General features: G+C 64.7%; 16 protein-coding genes. 8 read left to right on the top strand and 8 right to left on the bottom strand.

The window, feature by feature from the left end; genetic code table 11:
• Positions 1 to 25: 25 nt before the first annotated feature.
• The 4 genes from egtD to LHJ54_RS08955 all read right to left on the bottom strand — a co-directional run bounded on the left by egtD (position 26) and on the right by LHJ54_RS08955 (position 6,783).
• On the bottom strand, positions 26 to 1,012 hold the full coding sequence (gene egtD / locus LHJ54_RS08970; protein WP_228243547.1) for an L-histidine N(alpha)-methyltransferase: 987 nt from the start codon (positions 1,010 to 1,012) through the stop codon (positions 26 to 28).
• Positions 1,009 to 2,265, bottom strand: coding sequence for an ergothioneine biosynthesis protein EgtB (gene egtB, locus LHJ54_RS08965; RefSeq protein ID WP_228243546.1), 1,257 nt, complete (start codon positions 2,263 to 2,265; stop codon positions 1,009 to 1,011). The genes egtD and egtB overlap by 4 nt, the downstream gene beginning before the upstream one ends.
• Before the next feature lie 68 nt (positions 2,266 to 2,333).
• Positions 2,334 to 3,719, bottom strand: a complete 1,386-nt coding sequence (locus LHJ54_RS08960; protein ID WP_228243545.1) for a class II 3-deoxy-7-phosphoheptulonate synthase — start codon at positions 3,717 to 3,719, stop codon at positions 2,334 to 2,336.
• A gap of 67 nt (positions 3,720 to 3,786) precedes the next feature.
• On the bottom strand, positions 3,787 to 6,783 hold the full coding sequence (locus tag LHJ54_RS08955; RefSeq protein WP_228243544.1) for a pitrilysin family protein: 2,997 nt from the start codon (positions 6,781 to 6,783) through the stop codon (positions 3,787 to 3,789).
• Positions 6,784 to 6,895: 112 nt separating this feature from the next.
• Here LHJ54_RS08955 and LHJ54_RS08950 point away from each other — a divergent pair, with 112 nt between their 5' ends.
• From LHJ54_RS08950 to LHJ54_RS08920, 7 genes are all read left to right on the top strand, one after another.
• Positions 6,896 to 7,474: a NifU family protein gene (locus tag LHJ54_RS08950; protein ID WP_228244342.1), complete on the top strand. Its 579-nt coding sequence runs from the start codon at positions 6,896 to 6,898 to the stop codon at positions 7,472 to 7,474.
• Between the two features lie 16 nt (positions 7,475 to 7,490).
• Positions 7,491 to 8,096: a malonic semialdehyde reductase gene (locus LHJ54_RS08945; RefSeq protein WP_228243543.1), complete on the top strand. Its 606-nt coding sequence runs from the start codon at positions 7,491 to 7,493 to the stop codon at positions 8,094 to 8,096.
• Positions 8,097 to 8,144: 48 nt separating this feature from the next.
• Positions 8,145 to 8,762: a tRNA (adenosine(37)-N6)-threonylcarbamoyltransferase complex dimerization subunit type 1 TsaB gene (gene tsaB / locus LHJ54_RS08940; RefSeq protein WP_228243542.1), complete on the top strand. Its 618-nt coding sequence runs from the start codon at positions 8,145 to 8,147 to the stop codon at positions 8,760 to 8,762.
• On the top strand, positions 8,755 to 9,195 hold the full coding sequence (rimI, locus tag LHJ54_RS08935) for a ribosomal protein S18-alanine N-acetyltransferase (RefSeq protein WP_228243541.1): 441 nt from the start codon (positions 8,755 to 8,757) through the stop codon (positions 9,193 to 9,195). The genes tsaB and rimI overlap by 8 nt, the downstream gene beginning before the upstream one ends.
• A gap of 145 nt (positions 9,196 to 9,340) precedes the next feature.
• A complete protein-coding gene (locus LHJ54_RS08930) occupies positions 9,341 to 9,781 on the top strand; it encodes a MucR family transcriptional regulator (protein WP_228243540.1) in 441 nt (146 codons plus the stop codon).
• A 77-nt stretch (positions 9,782 to 9,858) separates the two neighbouring features.
• Positions 9,859 to 10,281, top strand: a complete 423-nt coding sequence (locus LHJ54_RS08925; RefSeq protein ID WP_228243539.1) for a Fur family transcriptional regulator — start codon at positions 9,859 to 9,861, stop codon at positions 10,279 to 10,281.
• A 4-nt stretch (positions 10,282 to 10,285) separates the two neighbouring features.
• Positions 10,286 to 11,068 carry a 1-acyl-sn-glycerol-3-phosphate acyltransferase gene (locus LHJ54_RS08920; RefSeq protein ID WP_228243538.1) on the top strand — a complete coding sequence of 261 codons (783 nt, stop codon included), beginning with the start codon at positions 10,286 to 10,288 and terminating at the stop codon, positions 11,066 to 11,068.
• A gap of 3 nt (positions 11,069 to 11,071) precedes the next feature.
• On the opposite strand, the gene LHJ54_RS08915 is transcribed toward LHJ54_RS08920, so the two are convergent.
• The 3 genes from LHJ54_RS08915 to ybeY are packed head-to-tail and all read right to left on the bottom strand — an operon-like array spanning position 11,072 to position 13,439.
• Positions 11,072 to 11,956, bottom strand: a complete 885-nt coding sequence (locus LHJ54_RS08915; RefSeq protein ID WP_228243537.1) for a LysR substrate-binding domain-containing protein — start codon at positions 11,954 to 11,956, stop codon at positions 11,072 to 11,074.
• 60 nt (positions 11,957 to 12,016) lie between these two features.
• Positions 12,017 to 12,931, bottom strand: coding sequence for a hemolysin family protein (locus LHJ54_RS08910; RefSeq protein ID WP_228243536.1), 915 nt, complete (start codon positions 12,929 to 12,931; stop codon positions 12,017 to 12,019).
• Between the two features lie 19 nt (positions 12,932 to 12,950).
• Positions 12,951 to 13,439: an rRNA maturation RNase YbeY gene (gene ybeY, locus LHJ54_RS08905; RefSeq protein ID WP_228243535.1), complete on the bottom strand. Its 489-nt coding sequence runs from the start codon at positions 13,437 to 13,439 to the stop codon at positions 12,951 to 12,953.
• A gap of 330 nt (positions 13,440 to 13,769) precedes the next feature.
• On the opposite strand from ybeY, the gene LHJ54_RS08900 reads away from it, so the two are divergent.
• A complete protein-coding gene (locus LHJ54_RS08900; RefSeq protein ID WP_228243534.1) occupies positions 13,770 to 17,075 on the top strand; it encodes a TonB-dependent receptor domain-containing protein in 3,306 nt (1,101 codons plus the stop codon).
• A 101-nt stretch (positions 17,076 to 17,176) separates the two neighbouring features.
• Here LHJ54_RS08900 and clpB read toward each other — a convergent pair whose 3' ends face one another.
• Positions 17,177 to 19,756, bottom strand: coding sequence for an ATP-dependent chaperone ClpB (clpB, locus tag LHJ54_RS08895; RefSeq protein WP_228243533.1), 2,580 nt, complete (start codon positions 19,754 to 19,756; stop codon positions 17,177 to 17,179).
• Between the last annotated feature and the right edge of the window lie 62 nt (positions 19,757 to 19,818).

Below are 19,818 nucleotides of genomic sequence, written 5' to 3'. Positions count from 1 at the left end.
TGCGGTTACCTCAAGTTGAATGACGTCACGGCGCATTCCTGAACTCGCTGCCACGGGCCAGGATGACGGAGAAGCGTTCCTCGCTGTCCAGCCATCGCGCCTGCGGGGTCCACCCGCCCGCCAGCAGCAGCAGGTTCGCGCTGCGGCGGGTGAACTTGTGGCTGTTCTCGGTATGGATCGTTTCTCCCGCCCGCATGGTGAAGCGGTTACCCGCAACCGTGAAGTCAATGTCGCGGGTAGCTTGCAGGTGCATTTCGATCCGCGCAAAGGCGTCGTTCCAGATCGCCCGGTGGGTCAGGTCATCCAGCGGAATGTCGCCGCCCAGTTCACGGTTGATCCGCGTGGCCAGATTGAGGTTGAACCGCGCCGTCACTCCTGCTGCGTCATCATACGCGGCCTCCAAGACCACCGGATCCTTGACCAGATCCATGCCGATGAGGAGCAGCGGCGCATCCTCCGCGTTGCCGCCCCACCCTTCCTGCAGTGTTTCCTTCATCTCCCGCAACAGGTCGGCAGCGGTTCGGGGCACCATGTTGCCGATGGTGGAGCCGGGGAAAAAGCCCAGCTTGCGCATAGGGTGGATGGCGCCGGGCAAGTCTACCTGCCGCATGAAGTCCGCCTCCACCGGATAAACGGGGAGAGCAGGAAACTTGGCCTGCAGCTCTGCCGCCGCTTCGCGCAGGAAATCGCCGGCGATGTCCAGCGGCACGTATGCGGCCGGGTCGATCGCGCGCAGCAGCAGGGGGGTCTTGACCGAGCTGCCCGAACCGAATTCGACCACCGCACGTCCGGCCCCGATCAGGCGGGCAAATTCGCCTCCGCGATTTTCCAGCACCTCCGTCTCGGCCCGCGTCGCGTAATATTCCGGCAGCCGGGTGATTTCCTCGAACAGGGCGGACCCGGCGTCGTCATAGAGCCAGCGCGCAGGGACCGCCTTTTTTACCTGGCCAAGCCCTTCCAGCACGTCGGCGCGGAATGCTTCGGCCAACCCGGCCTCATCGCCGCGGCTCACAGGTCCATGGCCAGGCGAAGGCCGGTGAACTGCCAGCGTTGGTGGGGGTAGAAGAAATTGCGGTACGAGGTCCGCGAATGTCCCCGCGGCGTGGCGCAGCTGGCGCCCCTCAGCACGAATTGGCCTGACATGAACTTGCCATTGTATTCTCCGATGGCCCCCGCGACCGGGTGAAAGCGCGGGTATGGCAGATAGGCCGACCGGGTCCACTGCCAGCAGTCGCCGAACAGATCGGTGCCGCCGACCGGGAGGGGCGATGCCGCGATGTCGAGCTGGTGTCCGGCGAACGCGGCGTCCGCGCCCTGCCTTTGCGCGACCGCTTCCCATTCGAACTCGGTCGGCAGGCGCTTTCCCGCCCAGGACGCGAAAGCGTCGGCTTCGTAATAGGAGATGTGCGTCACCGGGCGGGCGGCTTCCATCTCCTGCCAGCCGCTGTGGGTGAACTGCGTCCAGCCAGCTTCGCCGGCCTGCCAATATAGCGGCGCAGTCACCTCATGCGCCTGCACCCACGACCAGCCGTCCGACAGCCACAGGGACGAAGTGGAGTAACCGCCGTCGGCCATGAATGCCAGCCATTCGCCGTTCGTCACGAGCCGCCGCGCGAGCGCGAAGGGTTGCAGCAGGACGCGGTGCCGCGGCCCTTCGTTGTCGAAAGCGAAGGTGCTGCCATCATGTCCCGCCTGCGCGACCCCGCCGGGATGCTCCCACCAGTCGGCGTTATCAGCGTCCGCGCCCGATGGCGGAGGAGGCGCGCCCGCGAACATTTCGGAACCCAGCGGGTTCTGGAACAACCCGTGTTTCATGTCCGTCAGCAGCAGTTCCTGATGCTGCTGTTCGTGCGCGATGCCAAGCGCGATGAGATCGGCACAGTCGCTGCGCGCCAGCAGCGGCTCCATCGCCAGCGTCACATGCGTCCGATAGTCTCGCGCCTCGTCCAGCGAAGGGCGCGACAGCATGCCGCGCCGGCCTCTGGCTACCCGCTCCCCTTCCGCCTCGTAATATGAGTTGAACAGGAACGGCCATCGCTCGTCAAACAGACAATAGCCCGGCAAATGGTCGCGCAGCAGAAAGGTTTCCCAGAACCAGGTGGTATGGGCCAGATGCCATTTCGCGGGCGAGGTGTCGTCCATCGACTGGAGCGAGGCATCGGCGTCGGACAGCGAGCTGACCAGAGCTTCGGTAAGCAGGCGGGTTTCGCGGAACTGCTGCGCGAGATCATCCGTGTTGTCGGCAAGCCGTGGCTGCTCGGCCATCTCTGTTCTCCTTAGCGCCCGCCGTCATTCAGCACATCAAGGTCGCATCCGTTCCCCGATCTGCCATCTCAGGCGGCGTCCCGCGCCCGTCCGCCTGCTTCGGCGTTCAGCATTTCGGCCAGCAGGAAAGCCAGTTCCAGCGACTGCGCCGCGTTGAGGCGCGGGTCGCAATGGGTGTGATAACGATCGGCCAACCCCTCGTCGGTAATGGCGACCGCGCCGCCGACGCATTCGGTGACGTCCTGACCGGTCATTTCGATATGGATGCCGCCCGCGTGCGTGCCTTCAGCGCGGTGCACGGCGAAGAAGCCGCGCACTTCGCGCAGGATGCGATCGAACGGCCGCGTCTTGTACCCGCTGGCCGCCTTGACGACATTGCCGTGCATGGGGTCGCAACTCCAGACGACCGGGTGTCCATCACGGCTGACGGCACGGATAAGCCGGGACAATCCGTCTTCGACCTTGTCATGCCCGAACCGCGCGATCAGCGTGATTCTCCCCGGCTCACGCTGCGGGTTGAGGGTGTCCAGCAGGCGAGACAGCACATCGGGTTCCAGCGACGGTCCGCACTTGATCCCCAGAGGATTGGCGATGCCGCGCGCGAATTCGACATGGGCGGACCCGTCGAAGCGCGTCCGGTCTCCGATCCAGACCATGTGCGCGCTCGTGTCCACCCAGTCTCCCGTCAGCGTATCCTGCCGGGTCAGGGCCTCTTCGTAAGGCAGCAGCAAGGCTTCGTGACTGGTGTAGAACTGGGTACCGTGCAACTGCGGCACGCTGGCCGGATTGACGCCGCAGGCTTCCATGAAATCCAGCGCCTCGCCAATCCGGTCGGCCAGGCTGTTGAACTTGTCGGCCCAGGGGCTGCGTGCCATGAAGTCGAGGGTCCACTGGTGTATCTGCCTGAGGTTGGCGTAACCTCCGCCAGCCAACGCGCGCAACAGGTTCAGTGTCGCGGCCGCCTGGTGATAGGCGCGCACCATGCGCTGCGGATCGTTGGACCGCGCCTCGCGGGTGAAGTCGATGCCGTTGACGATGTCGCCGAAATAACTCGGCAAAGTGACGCCATCGACGGTTTCGGTGGGCGCGCTGCGCGGCTTGGCGAATTGTCCGGCCAGCCGGCCGACCTTCACGACCGGCCGCTTGGACGCGAAGGTGAGGACCACCGCCATCTGCAGGATCACCCGCAGGGTGTCGCGCACGGTATTGGGGTGAAATTCGGCGAAACTTTCGGCGCAGTCGCCTCCCTGAAGGAGGAATGCACGCCCTTGAGCAACCTGCGCCAGATGCGCTTTCAGGTCGCGTACCTCGCCCGCAAACACGAGCGGCGGATAGTTTTCGAGGGTGGCAACCGCATCGCCCAGCGCGTGCGGGTCGGCATAGCTCGGCAGATGCCGTGCTTCGAAACTACGCCAGCCGTCCCGCGTCCAACCTGCCACGACCTGTTTTCCCACCTTTGTCTTCAGTCCCGATCTGCCCGGCCTCTAGCAGCAGGACGGCCGAAACTGCAAAGCCTGCGTCCTACTGCGCGGCGGCCCCCGCCGAGGCAGGCTGGGGACGCCGGGTGGCCAGCTGCTGCCCTTCGGGGATGACCGCGACCTTGAAGGCGTTCTGCGGCGCGAGGTAGCGCCGTGCCAGCACCTCCATGGCCTCGGGCGTGGTGCGCGAATAATCGTTGATCACCGACCGCATCAGGCCAAACAGGCGGGGATCGCGCGTCGCGCCTTCGAGCTGCATCAGCCAGAACAGGTTCCCGGTGGACGCCCGCTGCACCAGCTGGCGCAGCGGTTCGGTCACACGCTCCAGCTCGTCCGCCTGCGGCGGATTGGCGGCCAGTTCGGCGGCAATCTGCTCCGCCTCCTCGAAGAACACCGGCACATCCTGGGGCCGCAGCTGGGCGATGGCCATGATACGGCCGCCGACCGGCGCGTCCGTCGGCCAGGCGTTGATCGCCTGCGGGGCGTAGCTGGAGCCGAGCCGTTCGCGCAACGAATCCAGCAAGCGGTTGCTGAACAGCTGGGTAAGGATCTCCAGCTGCCGCGAAGTGCGCAGGTCATCCACTCCGCCGCCAGTCGGCCAGGCGATGACCGCCGCTGCCTGCGACGCGTCGCCGCGATGGTGGAGCACGGTTGGCGCTGCCTCTCCTGCCGGGAAGCGCACGACGTTCGTTGCCGCCTCGGCCGTGATGTCTCCGCGCGGAGGCAACGCGCCGAAGGTTCGGGTCAGCGCCTCCACGGCGGCATCTTCATCGAAGTCGCCGAACACCAGCACTTCCACCGGGCCGGAGGCGAGCACCGGCTCCCACGTGGCCCGGAACCCCTCGGGCGTCACCTGCGCCAGCACGTCCGGTCCGGGCGTTGCAAACCGCCGGTCGGACGCGCGCAGCAGATACTCGAGATCCCGCTGAAGGACGCCCGCTGGCGATGTGGCAAGGCTGGAGTTGGCCAGCTGGGCCGCTGCTTTCGCGCGCAGTATGGGTGCCGGATCCCAGCGCGGCATGGCAAGCTTTGCCGCGAACAGGTACAACTGATCCGCCAGATCCTCGCGCCGGGTTTGCGCGGAAAAGCTGAACGAGCCGTCGCTGATGCCGAAATCAAAGCCGAGCTTGCGGCCCGTGCTGATGCGGTCGAGTTCTTCCTGCCCCAGTTCGCCAAGGCCGGCGCCGATCAAGGCGGATTCGCCCAATCCGATGTATGGCGCATCCGCTTCGTCGAACGCGCGGAAACCGGCCCCGAACCGTGTCTTGACCGAGACCCGTCCCGGCTCGTCCGGATTGGCCCACAACAACGCCTTCACGCCATTGCCAAATTCAAGCTGGGTGATGCCGAGCAATCCTGTCGGGCTGCGCCGTACGACCTCTCCAGGGGTGCCGATCGGCGGCAGGTCGGCGAAGTTGATCGCCGTGGCGGCCAGCCGAACTTCGGTTGCCGGCGCAACCGGAGCCGCAAGTGCGGTCCGCAGCGCTGCCGCATCGGCCTCGCCTGCCGCAGGCGTAACAAAGGTCGCGCGGAGCACGGCCCCCGCGAACAGCGCGCGGGTGTGTTCCAGCACCTGTTCGGGGGTGACGCTGTCTTTCATGCCCTGAAACACCTGCAACACTGTTTCAGGGTTCGCCGTGGTTTCGCGAATGTCGACCGCCTGCACGATGTTGTCGGCCAGAACCGACCCCGACTGCACCGCGCTCTGCTCTACGGCGCTGCGGAAGCCGATCTCGAACTCGGCGATCTCGCGATCCAGTTCTTCCCGGCTGGGCGGCGTGGCGAGCGCGTCCGCGATCACTCCGCGCACGTCTGTCAGGGCGGTGCGCCAGTCTTCGCCAAGGGGAGCAAAGGAAACATAGGTGGCGTCGGCTGAGCGGCTGGTGTCGTCCTGCTGCACCTGGGCATACAGATAGCTGCCCCCTGCCCGCGCGCGGGCCTCCAGCCGCCGGTTGATCAACGCCTGTGCCAGGGCATCGGTCAACAGTGCCTGGTTGTAGGCGATCGTATCGTTCACCGGCCGCCACGGCCGCATGATGCCGAAGGTGAAGGCGCGCGGCAGGTCGGGTTCGACCACGACGGCAACCTCACCCACCGGCGGGTTGCCACTGGCGCCCCGCGGCGGCCGGGGATCGCCGAAATCGGGCGCCGCAGCGGCCCGGCCCTGGCCTTGCCAGTCGCCGAACCACCGCTCCACGAGCGCAGCCAGCAGCTGCGGGTCGATGTCACCGGCGATGGAGATCACGGTGTTTTCCGGCCGATACCAGCGGCGATGGAACGCCTGCACGGCGTCCGGTGTCGCGGCGGTCAGCGTCGCTTCGGTTCCGATCGGCAGGCGCGAGGCCAGCCGTTGCCCGGCAAACAGTGTCTGGCGGGTGACATCGCCCGCGCGCTGCCCCGGCCCCTGCGTGTCGCGCATTTCGGCCAGCACGATCGGCAGTTCGGCGGCAATGTTCCGCTGGCTCAGCACGGGCTCGCGGATCATGCCCGACACCAGCCGCAGGCTTTCGGCCACCTTTTCCGGGGAGGCATTAGGGAGGTCGAGCTTGTAGACGGTGTGCGTCGGGCTGGTTTCGGCGTTGGTGTCGCTGCCGAAGGTCGCCCCCAGCCTCTGCCATGTGGGGATCGCCTGCGCCGGGCCAAGGTACTTGCTTTCACGGAACAGCAGGTGCTCGAGCAGGTGCGCGAAACCCTGTTCGCGGTCCTCTTCGTGCAGGGAGCCGGCATCGATCCGGACGCGGATCGACACCTGGCCAGGAGGCACGCCGTTGTGGCGCACGGCATACCGCAGCCCGTTGTCCATCGCCCCGAACAGCCACTGCGGATCGCGCGGAATGTCGCTGCCTTCGTACAGCCAGGGCACGGTGTCCCCGGTCTGCAGCGCCCTCGCCGGCGGCAGGTCGGCCAAGGCTGGCGCGGGTGCGGGTGCCGCAGGTGCCTGCGTTGTTTCCATTGCCTGCTGCGCCACGACGGACGCGGGCAAGGCGACAATGACGGAGATGAGCGCAAGACGCCGGAGGGCGCGCGTGAGAGTGGTCATGATGCCGTTATAGGGCGGCGGCGGGTGAAGGACCAGTGAACATCAACCTATTGCTGCGCCTTGCCCCCAAGCCGCGCTTGTGCCCGTCGACACGCGATCCTACATCGCGCCCATGTACATCGAGACGGAAATTACGCCCAACCCCGCCAGCCGCAAGTTCCTGCCGGGGCAGCAAGTCATGGGCGCAGGCACGCGCGAGTTCGCCAGTCCCGAAGCCGCCGCAGCCAGTCCCCTGGCGCAAGCCCTGTTCGACACGGGCGAGGTGACGAATGTATTCTTCGGAGCGGATTTCATTACGGTAACGGCCGCGCCGGGGGTGGACTGGTCGCAGCTGAGGCCGACGGTCCTGTCCGTTCTTCTCGATCATTTCGTCAGCCAGGCTCCGTTGTTCGCGCCCGGCACGGCCGGCGGCATCGCCGTCCCGGCCGAAAACAGCCTGGTCGTCGCGGACGACCCGGACGATGCGGACATCGTTGCACAAATTCAAGAATTGCTGGACAGCCGGGTACGGCCTGCCGTGGCGGGCGACGGCGGCGACATTCAGTATCGCGGCTTCAGCGACGGGGTCGTCTATCTCACGCTGCAGGGCGCCTGTTCGGGCTGCCCTTCATCGACGGCGACGCTGAAGCACGGCATCGAAGGGCTTCTGAAGCATTACATTCCCGAAGTCGTCGAAGTACGCGCTGCCTGAAAGGTCCGTTTGTCACATGAAGCAGTTTCACGACCGTCCGCTGGACGCCAGCGCGCTTGACCAGTTGTTCCTGCAGGCGCGCAGCTACAACGGCTGGCTCGACCGGGAAGTGACCGAGGAACAGATCCGCGCCATCTACGACATCGCGAAGATGGGTCCCACTTCGGCCAATATGCAGCCCGCCAGGCTCGTGTGGTGCCGGTCTGCACAAGCCAAGGAACGCCTGGCCGCGCACGCTCTCGACAGCAACAAGGACAAGGTGCGCACCGCCCCCGTCTGCGTCATCATCGGTTTCGATGCCGATTTTCATGAGCAGTTGCCCTGGCTGTTTCCGCATACCGACGCGAAAAGCTGGTTTGAAGGCGATCCCGACGGCCGCGTTGAAGGAGCGCGTCGCAACTCTGCGCTGCAGGGCGCATATCTGATGCTTGCGGCACGGGCGCTGGGCCTCGACTGCGGCCCGATGTCCGGGGTGGACCTGGACGGCGTAACCAAAGAGTTCTTTGCGGATGAGCCGGCGGTACGCGCGGACTGGATCTGCTCCATCGGCTACGGCGATCCTGCGTCGGTCTTCGATCGCAGCCCGCGGCCCGGTTTCGGTCGTTTCAACCGGGTTGCCTGAGCCGGCTGGGACTTGCGGCAGGGACGCGGTTGCGCCAATCAGTCGCCGATGCGCACCCTCGCAATAGATACCGCTACCGAGGCATGTTCAGTCGCGCTGTTCGATGGCGTAACCCTGATCGCCGGGCGGCACGAGGTGCTGGGCCGCGGTCATGCCGAACGGCTGGTGCCGCTCGTCGCCGAACTGCCCGATCGGGGACGCGCGGACCGGATTTTCGTATCGCTTGGCCCTGGCAGCTTCACCGGCACCCGCATCGGGATCGCGGCGGTGCGGGCGCTGGCTCTGGTCTGGGGTGCCGAGGTGCTGGGCTATCCGACCCTCAGCCTGGTGGCGGCATGCGCGCAGCGGCAGCTTGGGCCTGCACCGGTGACGGTGGTGATGAACGGTGGTCATGGCGAGTGGCTGATGCAAACTTTTGACGCGGACAGGTCGCCGCTGGGGGTTCACCATTCGCTGCCCCCGGCGGATGCAGTGGAGCGGATCGTGACCGACAATGTCGCCGGTTCGAAGGCGGAAGAACTGGCAGCGCTGCGCGGGTTTGGGCGAGCCTTCCCCACGTTGCCGGACGCATCCCTGGCGCTCACCCTGCCGGCAGCAAGCCTGACGTCGCGCATTGCGCCCATCTATGCCCGCGCACCCGATGCAAAGCCATCCGTCGATGGTTGAGCAACTCGACGCGATCATGGACGTCATGGAACGGGCGTTCGATCCGGCTTTTGGCGAGGCATGGAACCGCAACCAGGTCCGCGATGCGCTGATCACGCCCAACACCCATGTCATTGTCACTCAAGACGAGTCTGGTGAAAGGGCTAGCGGGTTCCTGCTGTCCCGCGCTGCGCCTGGAGAGGAAGAACTCCTGCTGCTCGCCGTTACACCTGCCCAGCGGCGCAAAGGAGTGGCAAGCAATCTGGTCGCCGCTTTTAAAGATCAGGCGCGATCGCGCGGCGCCGAAAGACTGTTCCTCGAAGTGCGGGTCAACAACCCGGCTATACGGTTTTATGAATTGTGCGGCTTCCGACAGATTGGTCGGCGGCCAAATTATTACCGGCGGCAGGATGGGGGCACACTTGACGCGATCACATTCGCCTTCGATTTATAGAAAAGCGGTCAAAGAGTGCGATATTATGCTAAACACATTTTACACCGCCCTTAGAATCCGAACAACCGCGTTTCACAGGTCCGGAACAATCTAGTCTGCATCACCGGTCTGTGTCGTTTAGAATGCCTTAGGAGTAATTTGAAAAATGACGGAAATCAGTAACGGTGCCGACGATATGCTTGTTTCGCTGACATCAGAGATCGTTGCCGCGCACGTCAGCAACAACGATGTAGCGATCGGCGATGTCCCCACCCTGATCCGTACTGTTCATGAAGCGTTGAAGGGGCTTGGCGAACCGGCCCAGGTCGAGGAAGAGCCGCTCGAACCAGCCGTGTCGATCCGCAATTCGGTGAAGCCCGACTACATCGTCTGCCTGGAAGACGGCAAGAAGCTGAAGATGCTCAAGCGTTACCTGAAGACCAGGTATGACATGACGCCGGAACAGTATCGGGAGCGCTGGAACCTGCCGGCTGATTACCCGATGGTGGCACCCAATTATGCGGAACGGCGGCGGACGCTGGCCAAGGAAATCGGCCTGGGCCGCAAGCCGGGTCAGAGCCGCGGACGACGCAAGAACGATGCCTGACTAAAGGCTGTGTGACGTCTTGAGTGAAAAACGCCGGAGCGGTAAGGTTATTCCCGCCACCGGCGCAGGAGCATGCATTGCCTCATCACATCGATCTTGAACAACTTTGCGCCGACAAGGGACTGCGCATCACGGAGCAGCGGCGGGTGATCGCCCGGGTGTTGTCCGACAGCGACGATCATCCGGATGTGGAGCTTCTCCACAGCCGCGCGGCGCAAATCGATCCGGGCATTTCCATCGCCACCGTGTACCGGACTGTCCGCCTGTTCGAGGAGGCGGGCATTCTCGACCGGCATGACTTCGGCGATGGCCGCGCCCGGTACGAGCCGGCTCCCGAAGCGCACCACGATCATCTCATCGACGTGGAGACGGGCAAGGTGGTGGAATTCGTCGACCCCGAAATGGAAGCGTTGCAGAAGCAGATCGCGGAACGACTGGGGTATCGGTTGGTCGATCATCGCATGGAATTGTACGCCGTGAGACTGGATCGGGACCACTGACGGCGTGGCCACGGTGGTGACGGGCGACACAAATCCGGGTTCGCGTGTCAGCCTGACGGTCGCAGCTCGAATCCGGATTGTACTGCGCCTGCTGCTGCTGGGCAGTTGGCTGATCGCCTGCCTGATCGCCTACGCCATCGCCAAGCCCTTCACACGGCACAATCCGGTGCCGCCTCGCTTTCTGGGGGGCACGGCCCGGCTTGCCGGGGTGCGGGTGCAGGTGGAGGGACAGCCACTGCGGCGGGACGCCCTGCTGCTGGCCAACCACATCTCGTGGATCGATATCCTGGTGCTTGCCGGAGCAAGCGGAACGACATTCGTGGCCAAGGCCGAGCTGGCGCAATCCACCCTGATCGGCTGGCTCGCATCGCTCAACGAAACCGTTTTTGTGCAGCGAGAGGCGCGTCTTGCCATCGGCGGACAGGTCGATAGCGTGCGGCAGGCACTGGCGACACGGCGCCCCGTGACGCTGTTTCCCGAAGGAACCACGGGGCCGGGCTCGCGGCTGCTGCCGTTCAAGACGGCGATGTTGCAGGTGCTCGATCCTGCGCCTCGCAGCATTCAGGTGCAGCCGGTGGTGCTCGACTATGGCCACGCCACCAGCGACATCGCCTGGGTCGGAGAGGAAGGCGGCCTGGACAATGCGCTGCGCGTTCTTGCCCGTTCGGGACGGATCCCGCTCACCATCCGGTTTCTCGACCCCTTCACGCCGGACCCTTCGCTGACCCGCAAATGCATCGCAGCCGAAGTGCGACGGCGAATGGAAACGGTGCTGCACGGCGGCTGACGCTCAGATCTCCGCCTTGATCAGCCAGTCGTGGAACAGCCGCACCGGCCGCTCTTCCAGCGCGGCGGGCTGACACACGAACCAGTAGCTGTAGGGGCTTTCGATTTGGCGGCTGAACAGCGAAGCCAGCCGCGGGTCGGCCGACCGGCGCAGGTGGTCGTCATGCATGATCGCGATACCCAGCCCCTGGGCCGCCGCCTCCAGCATCAGCTGGCCGGAATCATAGTGGTCGATCGCTACATCCTCCAGCGGCCCGACACCCAGTGCCTCTTTCCATGCAGCAAAGCTGTCCGGCAGCTCGGTGTGAAGCAGAAAGGTCTGCTGCGCCAGCTTCTCTGCCGATGGTGTGGGGCCAAGCGAATCCGCGAGTGCGCGATTGCAGATCGCATGGACAAAATTGCGATCGAGGCGCACTGCATGCAGCTGAGGGGCAGGCTGCTGCGCAAGGATGATGGCGGCGTCGAGCGCGTCCCCTACGCGATCTTCCAGATGCGGCCCGGTATCGATGTCGATGTGCAGCCGGGTGTGCAACCGGCGCAGTTCAGCCAGCCTGGGGAACAGCCGCTGCGCGCCGAACAGCGGCAGCACGCCCAGACGCAGCCGCAGCAGGCGCAGCCTGTCCGACTGCGCCTCAATGGCGCGGGACAGCGCCTCGAGCTGCGGGTTGACGGCGTCGAAGAATGCCCGCCCGTCATCGGTCAGCTCCATGGTCTGCCGGGCGCGCGTGAACAGCTTCTTGCCGGTGAACGCCTCCAGAGCGGAGATGCGCCGCGACAGGGCCGAAGGACTGAGCCCCAGCTCCTGCGCCGCGGCCCGCGCGGAGCCAAGCCTGACCGTGCGGCTGAACGCCTCAAGCGCGCGTAGCGGAGGGAAACGGCGAATGGCCATGTTCAGGCAGTGTGCGTGACTGACACCGCGATGTCGAGTGGTCCGCCGGGCCTGCCCGCCTCAGACCGGCTCGGCCAGCGCGCTGTCCGGCGCATGCAGGCGCAGACGGGTCACGTGCCGCTCGTCCCCGTCGGTCACTTCCAGTCGCCAGCCGCTCGGATGTTCTACCACCGCGCCGATCGCGGGCACCTGCTCTGCCAGGACAAAGGCGAGGCCGCCCAGCGTGTCCACCGCTTCGTCAACTTCGGCGAGGCGCGGATCGACCTGCTGCGCCACATCGTCCAGCTCCGCGCGGGCGTCGCAGTCCCACACCCCGTCACCAAGCGGCACGATGAGCTCTTGCGGAGCATCGTCGTGCTCGTCCTCGATCTCGCCCACGATCTCTTCCACCAGATCCTCGATCGTGACCAGCCCGTCCGTGCCCGAGAATTCGTCAAGAACCACCGCCAGATGCACCCGCTGCTGCCGCATGTCCGCCAGAACGTCGATCGCACGGCGGGTCTGCGGCACATACAGGGGCTGGCGCATCAGTTCGGTCCAGACCTGCGGCGGGGGATTTTGCCGTGCCAGATAGGGAAACACGTCCTTCAGGTGGATCATGCCGATCACCTCGTCCAGCGTGTCGCGGTACACCGGCATCCGCGAATGGCCATGTTCGGCGAAGGTCGCGACCATCTCGTCCCAGCTCGCACTCTCGGCAACCGCGATGATTTCGCCACGCGGCACCGCGATGTCGTCGGCATCATGTTCGCTGAAGTGGAGCAGGTTGCGCAGCATTTGCCGCTCGACGGGCGACAGGTCGTCGGATCTGGCCGACCGCTTGCCCGGCCCTTCCTCTTCATGTTCGTCGATCGCCTCCTCCAGTTGCGCCCGCAGCGAGCGGCCGCCGTTGTCGGATTCGAACAGTTTGCGAAGCGCAGGCCACAGCCCGCTGCTACTCTCCGCCTCTCCGGCGGCTTGGTCTGGATCGGGCATGGCCCTGCTAACGCGCTCCTCAGTGATGCTGTTCCTGATATGGGTCAGCGATGCCCAATTTTGCAAGCGCCTTCACCTCCAGCTGCTCCATGGCGGCCGCCTGCGCGTCGTCAGCGTGGTCGTGCCCGGCCAGGTGAAGGAGGCCATGAACCAGCAGATGTGCCGCATGGTGTTCCAGCGGCACGCCCTTCTCCGCCGCTTCTCGCGCGCAAGTCTCCGCCGCGAGCGCGATATCGCCCAGCAACTCCGGCCCGCCGTCAGGTGACAGCGCGGCCAGTTCCGCGCGGCTCATCATCGGAAAGGAGAGCACGTTTGTAGGGCGGTCCTTGACCCGCCATTCACGGTTCAGCGTCCGCACCTCCTCGTCAACAGTGTACAAGAGGCTGGCCGACAGGCGTTCATTGCGCAGCAGCGGCTCTACCTCCTGGGCGACCTCCAGCGCGCGCCAGGCCAGATCAGCCCAGTCCGTCCCCGTGGGCCAGCCTTCCACATCTATATCAAGCTGCATCCACTAATCCTTCCGCCCGCGACGCAGAACACTTGGACCGCATGTTACACGGTCCAGAGGCAGTACAATTGCGGCGCGCCATTCGGCTGCGCGGCATGTGTGGAGGAAACAGAGGGCAGCATCAGTCACGCCCCGAACTGTATCGACCTCCATCACCGTAGGGAAGACAGGCCTGATCGCCCGCCGGCCCACATTGTTGCATTTGAGTGACGGTTTGCCAACAAATCCAAGCTTTTTTCATTCATCTGGGCTTCATGCCTTGCTTCGGGAGCCGCAGGTGCGCTTTAACCCGCCCCAAGCTTTCGGCTTATCTCAAGGGGACTAGAGGATATGAAGACGTTTTCCGCCACTGCGGCCGCGCGCGCTGCGTTGTTTACCGGCGCGGGTGTCGCCGCACTCGCAGTCGCAGTACCCGGACTGGCGCAGACTGTGCAGGCACCTGCCGGTCAGCAGGGCACGGACGAACCCGTTGAAACGTCGGTCGACACCTCGACCGCCCTTTCCGAAGCCATTGTGGTGACCGGATCGCGTATTGCGCGCCCTAACCTGACCTCCACAGTACCCATCGCGTCGGTCACCGCCCAGGACGTCACCGAGCGCGGCACTACCAACATCGGTGACGCGCTGGCCGAACTGCCGTCGCTCGGCTCGGCCTTTACGCAGGCCAACTCGACCCGCTTCATCGGCACGGCCGGGATCAACACGCTCGATCTGCGCGACCTCGGCTCGTCGCGCACGCTGGTTCTGGTGAACGGCCGCCGCCACGTGACTTCGCAGCCGGGCACCTATGACGTCGACACCAACACCATCCCCTCCGATCTGCTGGAACGCGTCGACATCGTCACTGGCGGTAATTCCGCCGTGTACGGATCGGACGCCATCGCGGGCGTGGTCAACTTCGTCCTGCGCCGCGACTTCGACGGCATCCGCATCCGTGGTCAGGCAGGCCTGTCGGATGAAGGAGACGCCGCCGGATACTTCGCGAGCATCACCGCGGGTCGCAATCTTTTCGACAACCGCCTGAATGTCGCCTTTTCGGCAGAGTGGGATCGCCAGGATCAACTGCTCTCGCGCGAGCGGGACAGCTTCACCGGTGCTCTGTCGGGTTTCCCGAACTTCACCACGACCGAGCCGACGACCACCTACAACCCGCTCACGCGGACCACGACGCCCGTTCCCAACCGGAACAACAACGGGATTTCCAACACCACCCTGCTGGACGGCTTCCGGTTCCCGCAGCTGAACGAGAACGGCATGGTGCAGACCACCTGCCCGTATCTGACCAACGCCCAATACGACGCGCTGTCGCCGGCCGCTCGCGCACGCCACGAACAACGCCTGCAACTCAGCTGCGCCTCGGTGACACGCGATCCGCAGGGGCGGCTTGTCCCCAACAGCTTCACCCCGACGGGTGGCGGCGTGAACCACTTCTGGTCCTTTGACCCCACCGGCCAATTCCTGGTCCGCAGCGTTCCGACCGGCGATCTGCGCCCGGTTGGCGGCGGCGTCATCGGCGGCCTCGGCTCAACCGGGCTTGAGGAAGCGCAACTGCGTCCGGAGCTTGAACGGTATGCGTTCAACATCCTGCTGAATGCCGATCTGGGCACTGCATTCCAGCCATTCCTGGAGGCCAAGTACGTCCGGATCGACGCCATTCAGCAGTCAACGCAGCCGACCTTCTCGACCGGTGTGCTGCGCTCTAGCTTCCGCCTCGACAACGCGTTCCTGACCCCGCAGGCGCGTGATCAGATCATCGCGATCAACGGGCTCGATCCGGCGGCCGCGGCAGTGGTGAACGGAAGCCAGACGTTCAACTCGTTCCGCTTCAACTACGACCTCGGCACCCGTTCCGAAGATCACCGTCGTGAACTGTGGCGGATCGTCGGAGGTGTAGGAGGGTCTCTGTCCGATACCGGCAATCTGCGTTACGAGGTCGCGTTCAACTACGGCCGGTCCGAAACGTTCTACGACACCGGGGGCAACATCAACATCGCGCGCTACAACGCGGCGACCGATGCGGTACGGGACGCAAACGGCAACATCGTGTGCCGGATCAACCTCAATCCGGCGACGGCCGACCCGAATTGCGCTCCGCTCAATCCGTTCGGTTTCAACAACGCTTCGCAGGCGGCGCGTGACTACGTCCTCGCGGTTTCCTCACGTGATCAGTGGGCCGAGCAGATCAACGCAACCGCGTTTATTTCCGGCGACACGACCGGCCTGTTCGAACTGCCGGGCGGCCCCATCGGCTTTGCCATAGGTGGGGAATACCGGCGCGAAGATGCATTCTCCGCCTATGACGACTTTACGGTCAGCGGGCAGAGCTTCCTGAACGCGATTGGCGCGTTCGATCCGCCGGCGCAGAAGATCCGGGAAGCGTTCGGGGAGCTTCGCGTCCCGATCCTCTCCGACGTTCCGTTCTTCAACGAACTGACGCTGGAAGGCGCCGTGCGTGTCTCCGACTACAATACTCAGGATGATCTGATCTGGGCGTACAATGGCGGTCTGATCTGGTCGCCGGTTTCCGACCTGCGCATCCGCGCCGCCTATGCCCGGTCGGTTCGCGCCCCGAACATCGGTAACCTGTTCTCCACCCAATCGGAAACGTTCCTGAACGGTCTCATTGACCCCTGTAACCAGACAGTGATCAACGAGAACCCCAACCGGGCTCGCAACTGCGCCGCCGCCGGCATCCCGACGACCATTGTGGTCGCGGGAGAAACGCGCCCATGGACGAACACGCCTGCGTCGGGGATTTCCGGGTTCAACCAGGGCAACCCCAACCTCACTCCCGAAAAGAGTGACAGCTACACCGTCGGCTTCGTGTATCAGCCGTCGTTCCTGTCCGGGTTCTCTGTCTCTGCCGACTATTATGACATCACGGTCAAGGAAGTGATCAGCGGGATCGCACCGCAGGCGATCATCAACCGCTGCTATGACGATCCGGTAGGACTCGATAATCCGTTCTGCGCGGCCGTGTTCCGTCGTCGCACGGGCGATCCGCTGACCGACTTCACCTTCGCTGGGCAGCAAAACCGTACGTTCGCCGGCATCGACCAGATCAACATCCCGATCATCGGTCCATCGTTCATCAACCAGCCGTTCAACTACGCCAAGTTGAAGGCCAAGGGGATCGACGTTGAAGTCGGGTATGTTGGTGACATCGCGGACGGCGTTCGCTTGAATGCACGGGCGCTGGTCACCCGCAACCTGGAACGTGAAGACTTCACCTTCATCACCGATCCTGAGCGGTCCACCCGTCTGAACGGAACGCTGGGTCTGCCTGAATGGGCCGCCAGCATCTTCACCACATTCGACCTGGGTGAATTCGACCTCAGCTACAATGCACGGTTCATCAGCCGCATGACCGTGGGGACTTGGGAAACCCAATTCTCGCACCAGGGCCGCCCACCGGAGAATCCGGACGCGTTCCCGTTCACCCGGTATCCGGATATCCTGTACCATAACCTGCGGTTCGGCTTCGAACCCGAAGGGACGAACTTCCGGTTCTATGCAGGCGTGGACAACGTGCTTGACCAGCTGCCGCCTTCGCCGCTTGACGGCCGCGGTGCCGGAAGCGGGATCTACCCGAACGTCGGCCGCTACTTCTATGCCGGTGCGGTCGTTAACTTCTGACCCCAAGGCAATGACGCAAACAAAAGGGCTCCGGGAAACCGGAGCCCTTCTTGTTTCTGGATGATGGCGGAACCCCCCCCAACAAGCCGTTCTAGCCGGCATCAGCCCACCGACATCTCCAGCGCGCCGTCGCCTTCGTCCACACGCACGGTGCTGCCGTCGGGCACCTCGCCCTGCAGCAGCTTCTCGGCCAGGGGGTCCTGCACATAGCGCTGCACCGCACGCTTCAGCGGCCGGGCGCCATACACCGGGTCATAGCCGACCCGCCCCAGCCACCGCTTGGCCGCGTCCGTCAGGTCCAGCGTGATCTTCCGGTCCTTCAGCAGCCGCTGGACCCGTGCAACCTGCAGGTCGACGATCGGCGCCATGTGCGCCTGGCTCAGCCGGTGGAACAGGATGATCTCGTCCAGCCGGTTCAGGAACTCGGGACGGAAGTGGCCGCGCACCACCTCCATCACCTGCGGCTCCACATCGGTGACGCTCTGTTCATCCGTCATTTGCGCGAGGTACTGGCTGCCGAGGTTGGATGTCAGGATGATAAGCGTGTTGGTGAAGTCCACCACCCTGCCCTGCCCATCGGTCAGCCGCCCGTCGTCGAGCACCTGCAGCAGCACGTTGAACACGTCGGAATGGGCCTTCTCCACCTCGTCGAACAGCACGACCTGGTAAGGGCGCCGCCGCACCGCCTCGGTCAGCACACCGCCTTCCTCGTACCCGACATAGCCCGGAGGCGCACCGATCAGCCGGGCGACGGCGTGCTTCTCCATGAACTCGGACATGTCGATACGCACCATCGCATTGTCGTCGTCGAACAGGAATCCGGCCAGCGCTTTGGTCAGTTCGGTCTTGCCGACACCCGTGGGCCCGAGGAACAGGAACGAGCCAAGCGGCCGGTTGGGATCCTGCAGGCCGGCGCGGGCGCGGCGCACGGCCTTTGACACAGCGGACACCGCCTGTTCCTGCCCGATGACCCGCTTGCCCAGCGTCTCCTCCATGGCGAGCAGCTTTTCCCGCTCCCCCGCCATCATCCGGTCGACGGGAATGCCGGTCCAGCGGCTGACCACGCCGGCGATGTCGTCTTCCGTCACCTCTTCGCGCAGCATCGCGTTCGCGGCCTGGCCCGACGCCTCGCCCAACTGCCGTTCAAGGTCCGGGATGCGGCCATATTGCAGCTCTCCTGCGCGGGCGAGATCGCCTGCGCGCTGCGCCTGCTCCAGCTCCAGCCGCGCCTGATCCAGTTCCTCCTTCAGCCGGCTCTCGGCATGGATCTTGTCGCGCTCGCCCTGCCACCGGGTAGTCAGCTCGGCCGACTGCTGTTCAAGATTGGCGAGGTCCGTACGCAACGTCGCCAAGCGGTCCTTCGACGCCTGGTCGCTTTCCTTCTGCAATGCCTGCTCTTCGATCTTCAACTGGATGATCCGCCGGTCCAGCGTCTCGATCTCCTCCGGCTTGCTTTCCACCTCCATGCGGATGCGGCTGGCGGCCTCGTCCATCAGGTCGATCGCCTTGTCCGGTAGAAAGCGGTTCTGGATGTAGCGGTTCGACAGCTGGGCGGCCGCCACAATCGCGCCATCCGTGATGCGCACCCCGTGGTGCAGTTCGTACTTGTCCTTGATGCCGCGCAGGATGGAAATCGTGTCCTCCACGCTCGGCTCGTCGATGTATACCGGCTGGAACCGGCGCTGCAATGCCGGGTCCTTCTCGATGTACTTCTGGTATTCGTCGAGCGTGGTGGCGCCGATGCAATGCAGTTCGCCGCGCGACAGTGCCGGCTTCAACAGGTTGGACGCATCCATCGACCCTTCCGAAGCGCCGGCGCCGATCAGGGTGTGCATTTCGTCGATGAACAGGATGATGTCGCCTTCCGCGCCCTTCACCTCGTCCAGCACCGCCTTCAGCCGCTCCTCGAACTCGCCACGGTACTTGGCGCCGGCAATCAGTGCGCCCATGTCGAGCGCCATCAGCGTGCGATCCTTCAGGCTGTCGGGCACGTCGCCATTGGCGATACGCAGCGCCAGCCCTTCGGCGATGGCGGTCTTGCCGGTCCCCGGCTCGCCAATCAGCGCGGGGTTGTTCTTGGTGCGCCGCGCAAGGATCTGCACCGTGCGGCGAATTTCCTCGTCACGGCCGATCACAGGGTCAAGCTTGCCCGCGCGCGCCGCTTCGGTCAGATCGCGGGCATACCGCTTCATCGCGTCATAAGCCTGTTCGGCGTTGGCGCTGTCCGCGCTCTTGCCCTTGCGCAGTTCGCGGATGGCGTTCTCCAGCGCCTTGGCGTCCACACCCGCCGCCTTGAGCGCCTGCCCAGCAGACGTCGTGGTGGCCAGCGCCAAGGCGACCAGCAGCCGTTCAACCGTGACATAGGCGTCGCCCGACTTGGTGGCGACCTGCTCCGCCTGATCCAGCACGCGCACGGCGTCATTGTCCAGCCCCGGCGTCTGCTGCGCCCCGCTGCCCGACACAGCCGGTATCTTGGCGAGAGCTGCGTCCACGCCATCCTCCACCTGGCGCGGATTGCCGCCCGCGCGGGCGATCAGCCCGGACGCCATTCCTTCGGCATCCTCGATCATCGCCTTCAGCAAGTGTGCCGGCGTGATCCGCTGATGGTTCATGCGAATGGCGACGGTCTGCGCCGCCTGCAGAAAGCCCTTGGCGCGATCGGTGAACTTTTCCAGATTCATGGTTGTTACCCCTGTCGAACGTTTGCGCTCATATGATGTTGCTTTTTAGCAACACAAGCCTT

This window comes from Porphyrobacter sp. GA68 (assembly GCF_022605525.1).
Lineage (GTDB): Bacteria > Pseudomonadota > Alphaproteobacteria > Sphingomonadales > Sphingomonadaceae > Qipengyuania_B.
This window is presented reverse-complemented; position numbering and strand designations above follow the sequence as displayed.

Excerpts from the sequence above, each read along its gene's own strand:
- egtB (WP_228243546.1), bottom strand. The coding sequence starts at position 2,265 with ATGGCCGAGCAGCCACGGCTTGCCGACAACACGGATGATCTCGCGCAG.
- LHJ54_RS08955 (WP_228243544.1), bottom strand. The coding sequence starts at position 6,783 with ATGACCACTCTCACGCGCGCCCTCCGGCGTCTTGCGCTCATCTCCGTC.
- LHJ54_RS08950 (WP_228244342.1), top strand. The coding sequence starts at position 6,896 with ATGTACATCGAGACGGAAATTACGCCCAACCCCGCCAGCCGCAAGTTC.
- LHJ54_RS08945 (WP_228243543.1), top strand. The coding sequence starts at position 7,491 with ATGAAGCAGTTTCACGACCGTCCGCTGGACGCCAGCGCGCTTGACCAG.
- tsaB (WP_228243542.1), top strand. The coding sequence starts at position 8,145 with ATGCGCACCCTCGCAATAGATACCGCTACCGAGGCATGTTCAGTCGCG.
- rimI (WP_228243541.1), top strand. The coding sequence starts at position 8,755 with ATGGTTGAGCAACTCGACGCGATCATGGACGTCATGGAACGGGCGTTC.
- LHJ54_RS08930 (WP_228243540.1), top strand. The coding sequence starts at position 9,341 with ATGACGGAAATCAGTAACGGTGCCGACGATATGCTTGTTTCGCTGACA.
- LHJ54_RS08915 (WP_228243537.1), bottom strand. The coding sequence starts at position 11,956 with ATGGCCATTCGCCGTTTCCCTCCGCTACGCGCGCTTGAGGCGTTCAGC.
- LHJ54_RS08910 (WP_228243536.1), bottom strand. The coding sequence starts at position 12,931 with ATGCCCGATCCAGACCAAGCCGCCGGAGAGGCGGAGAGTAGCAGCGGG.
- ybeY (WP_228243535.1), bottom strand. The coding sequence starts at position 13,439 with ATGCAGCTTGATATAGATGTGGAAGGCTGGCCCACGGGGACGGACTGG.
- LHJ54_RS08900 (WP_228243534.1), top strand. The coding sequence starts at position 13,770 with ATGAAGACGTTTTCCGCCACTGCGGCCGCGCGCGCTGCGTTGTTTACC.
- clpB (WP_228243533.1), bottom strand. The coding sequence starts at position 19,756 with ATGAATCTGGAAAAGTTCACCGATCGCGCCAAGGGCTTTCTGCAGGCG.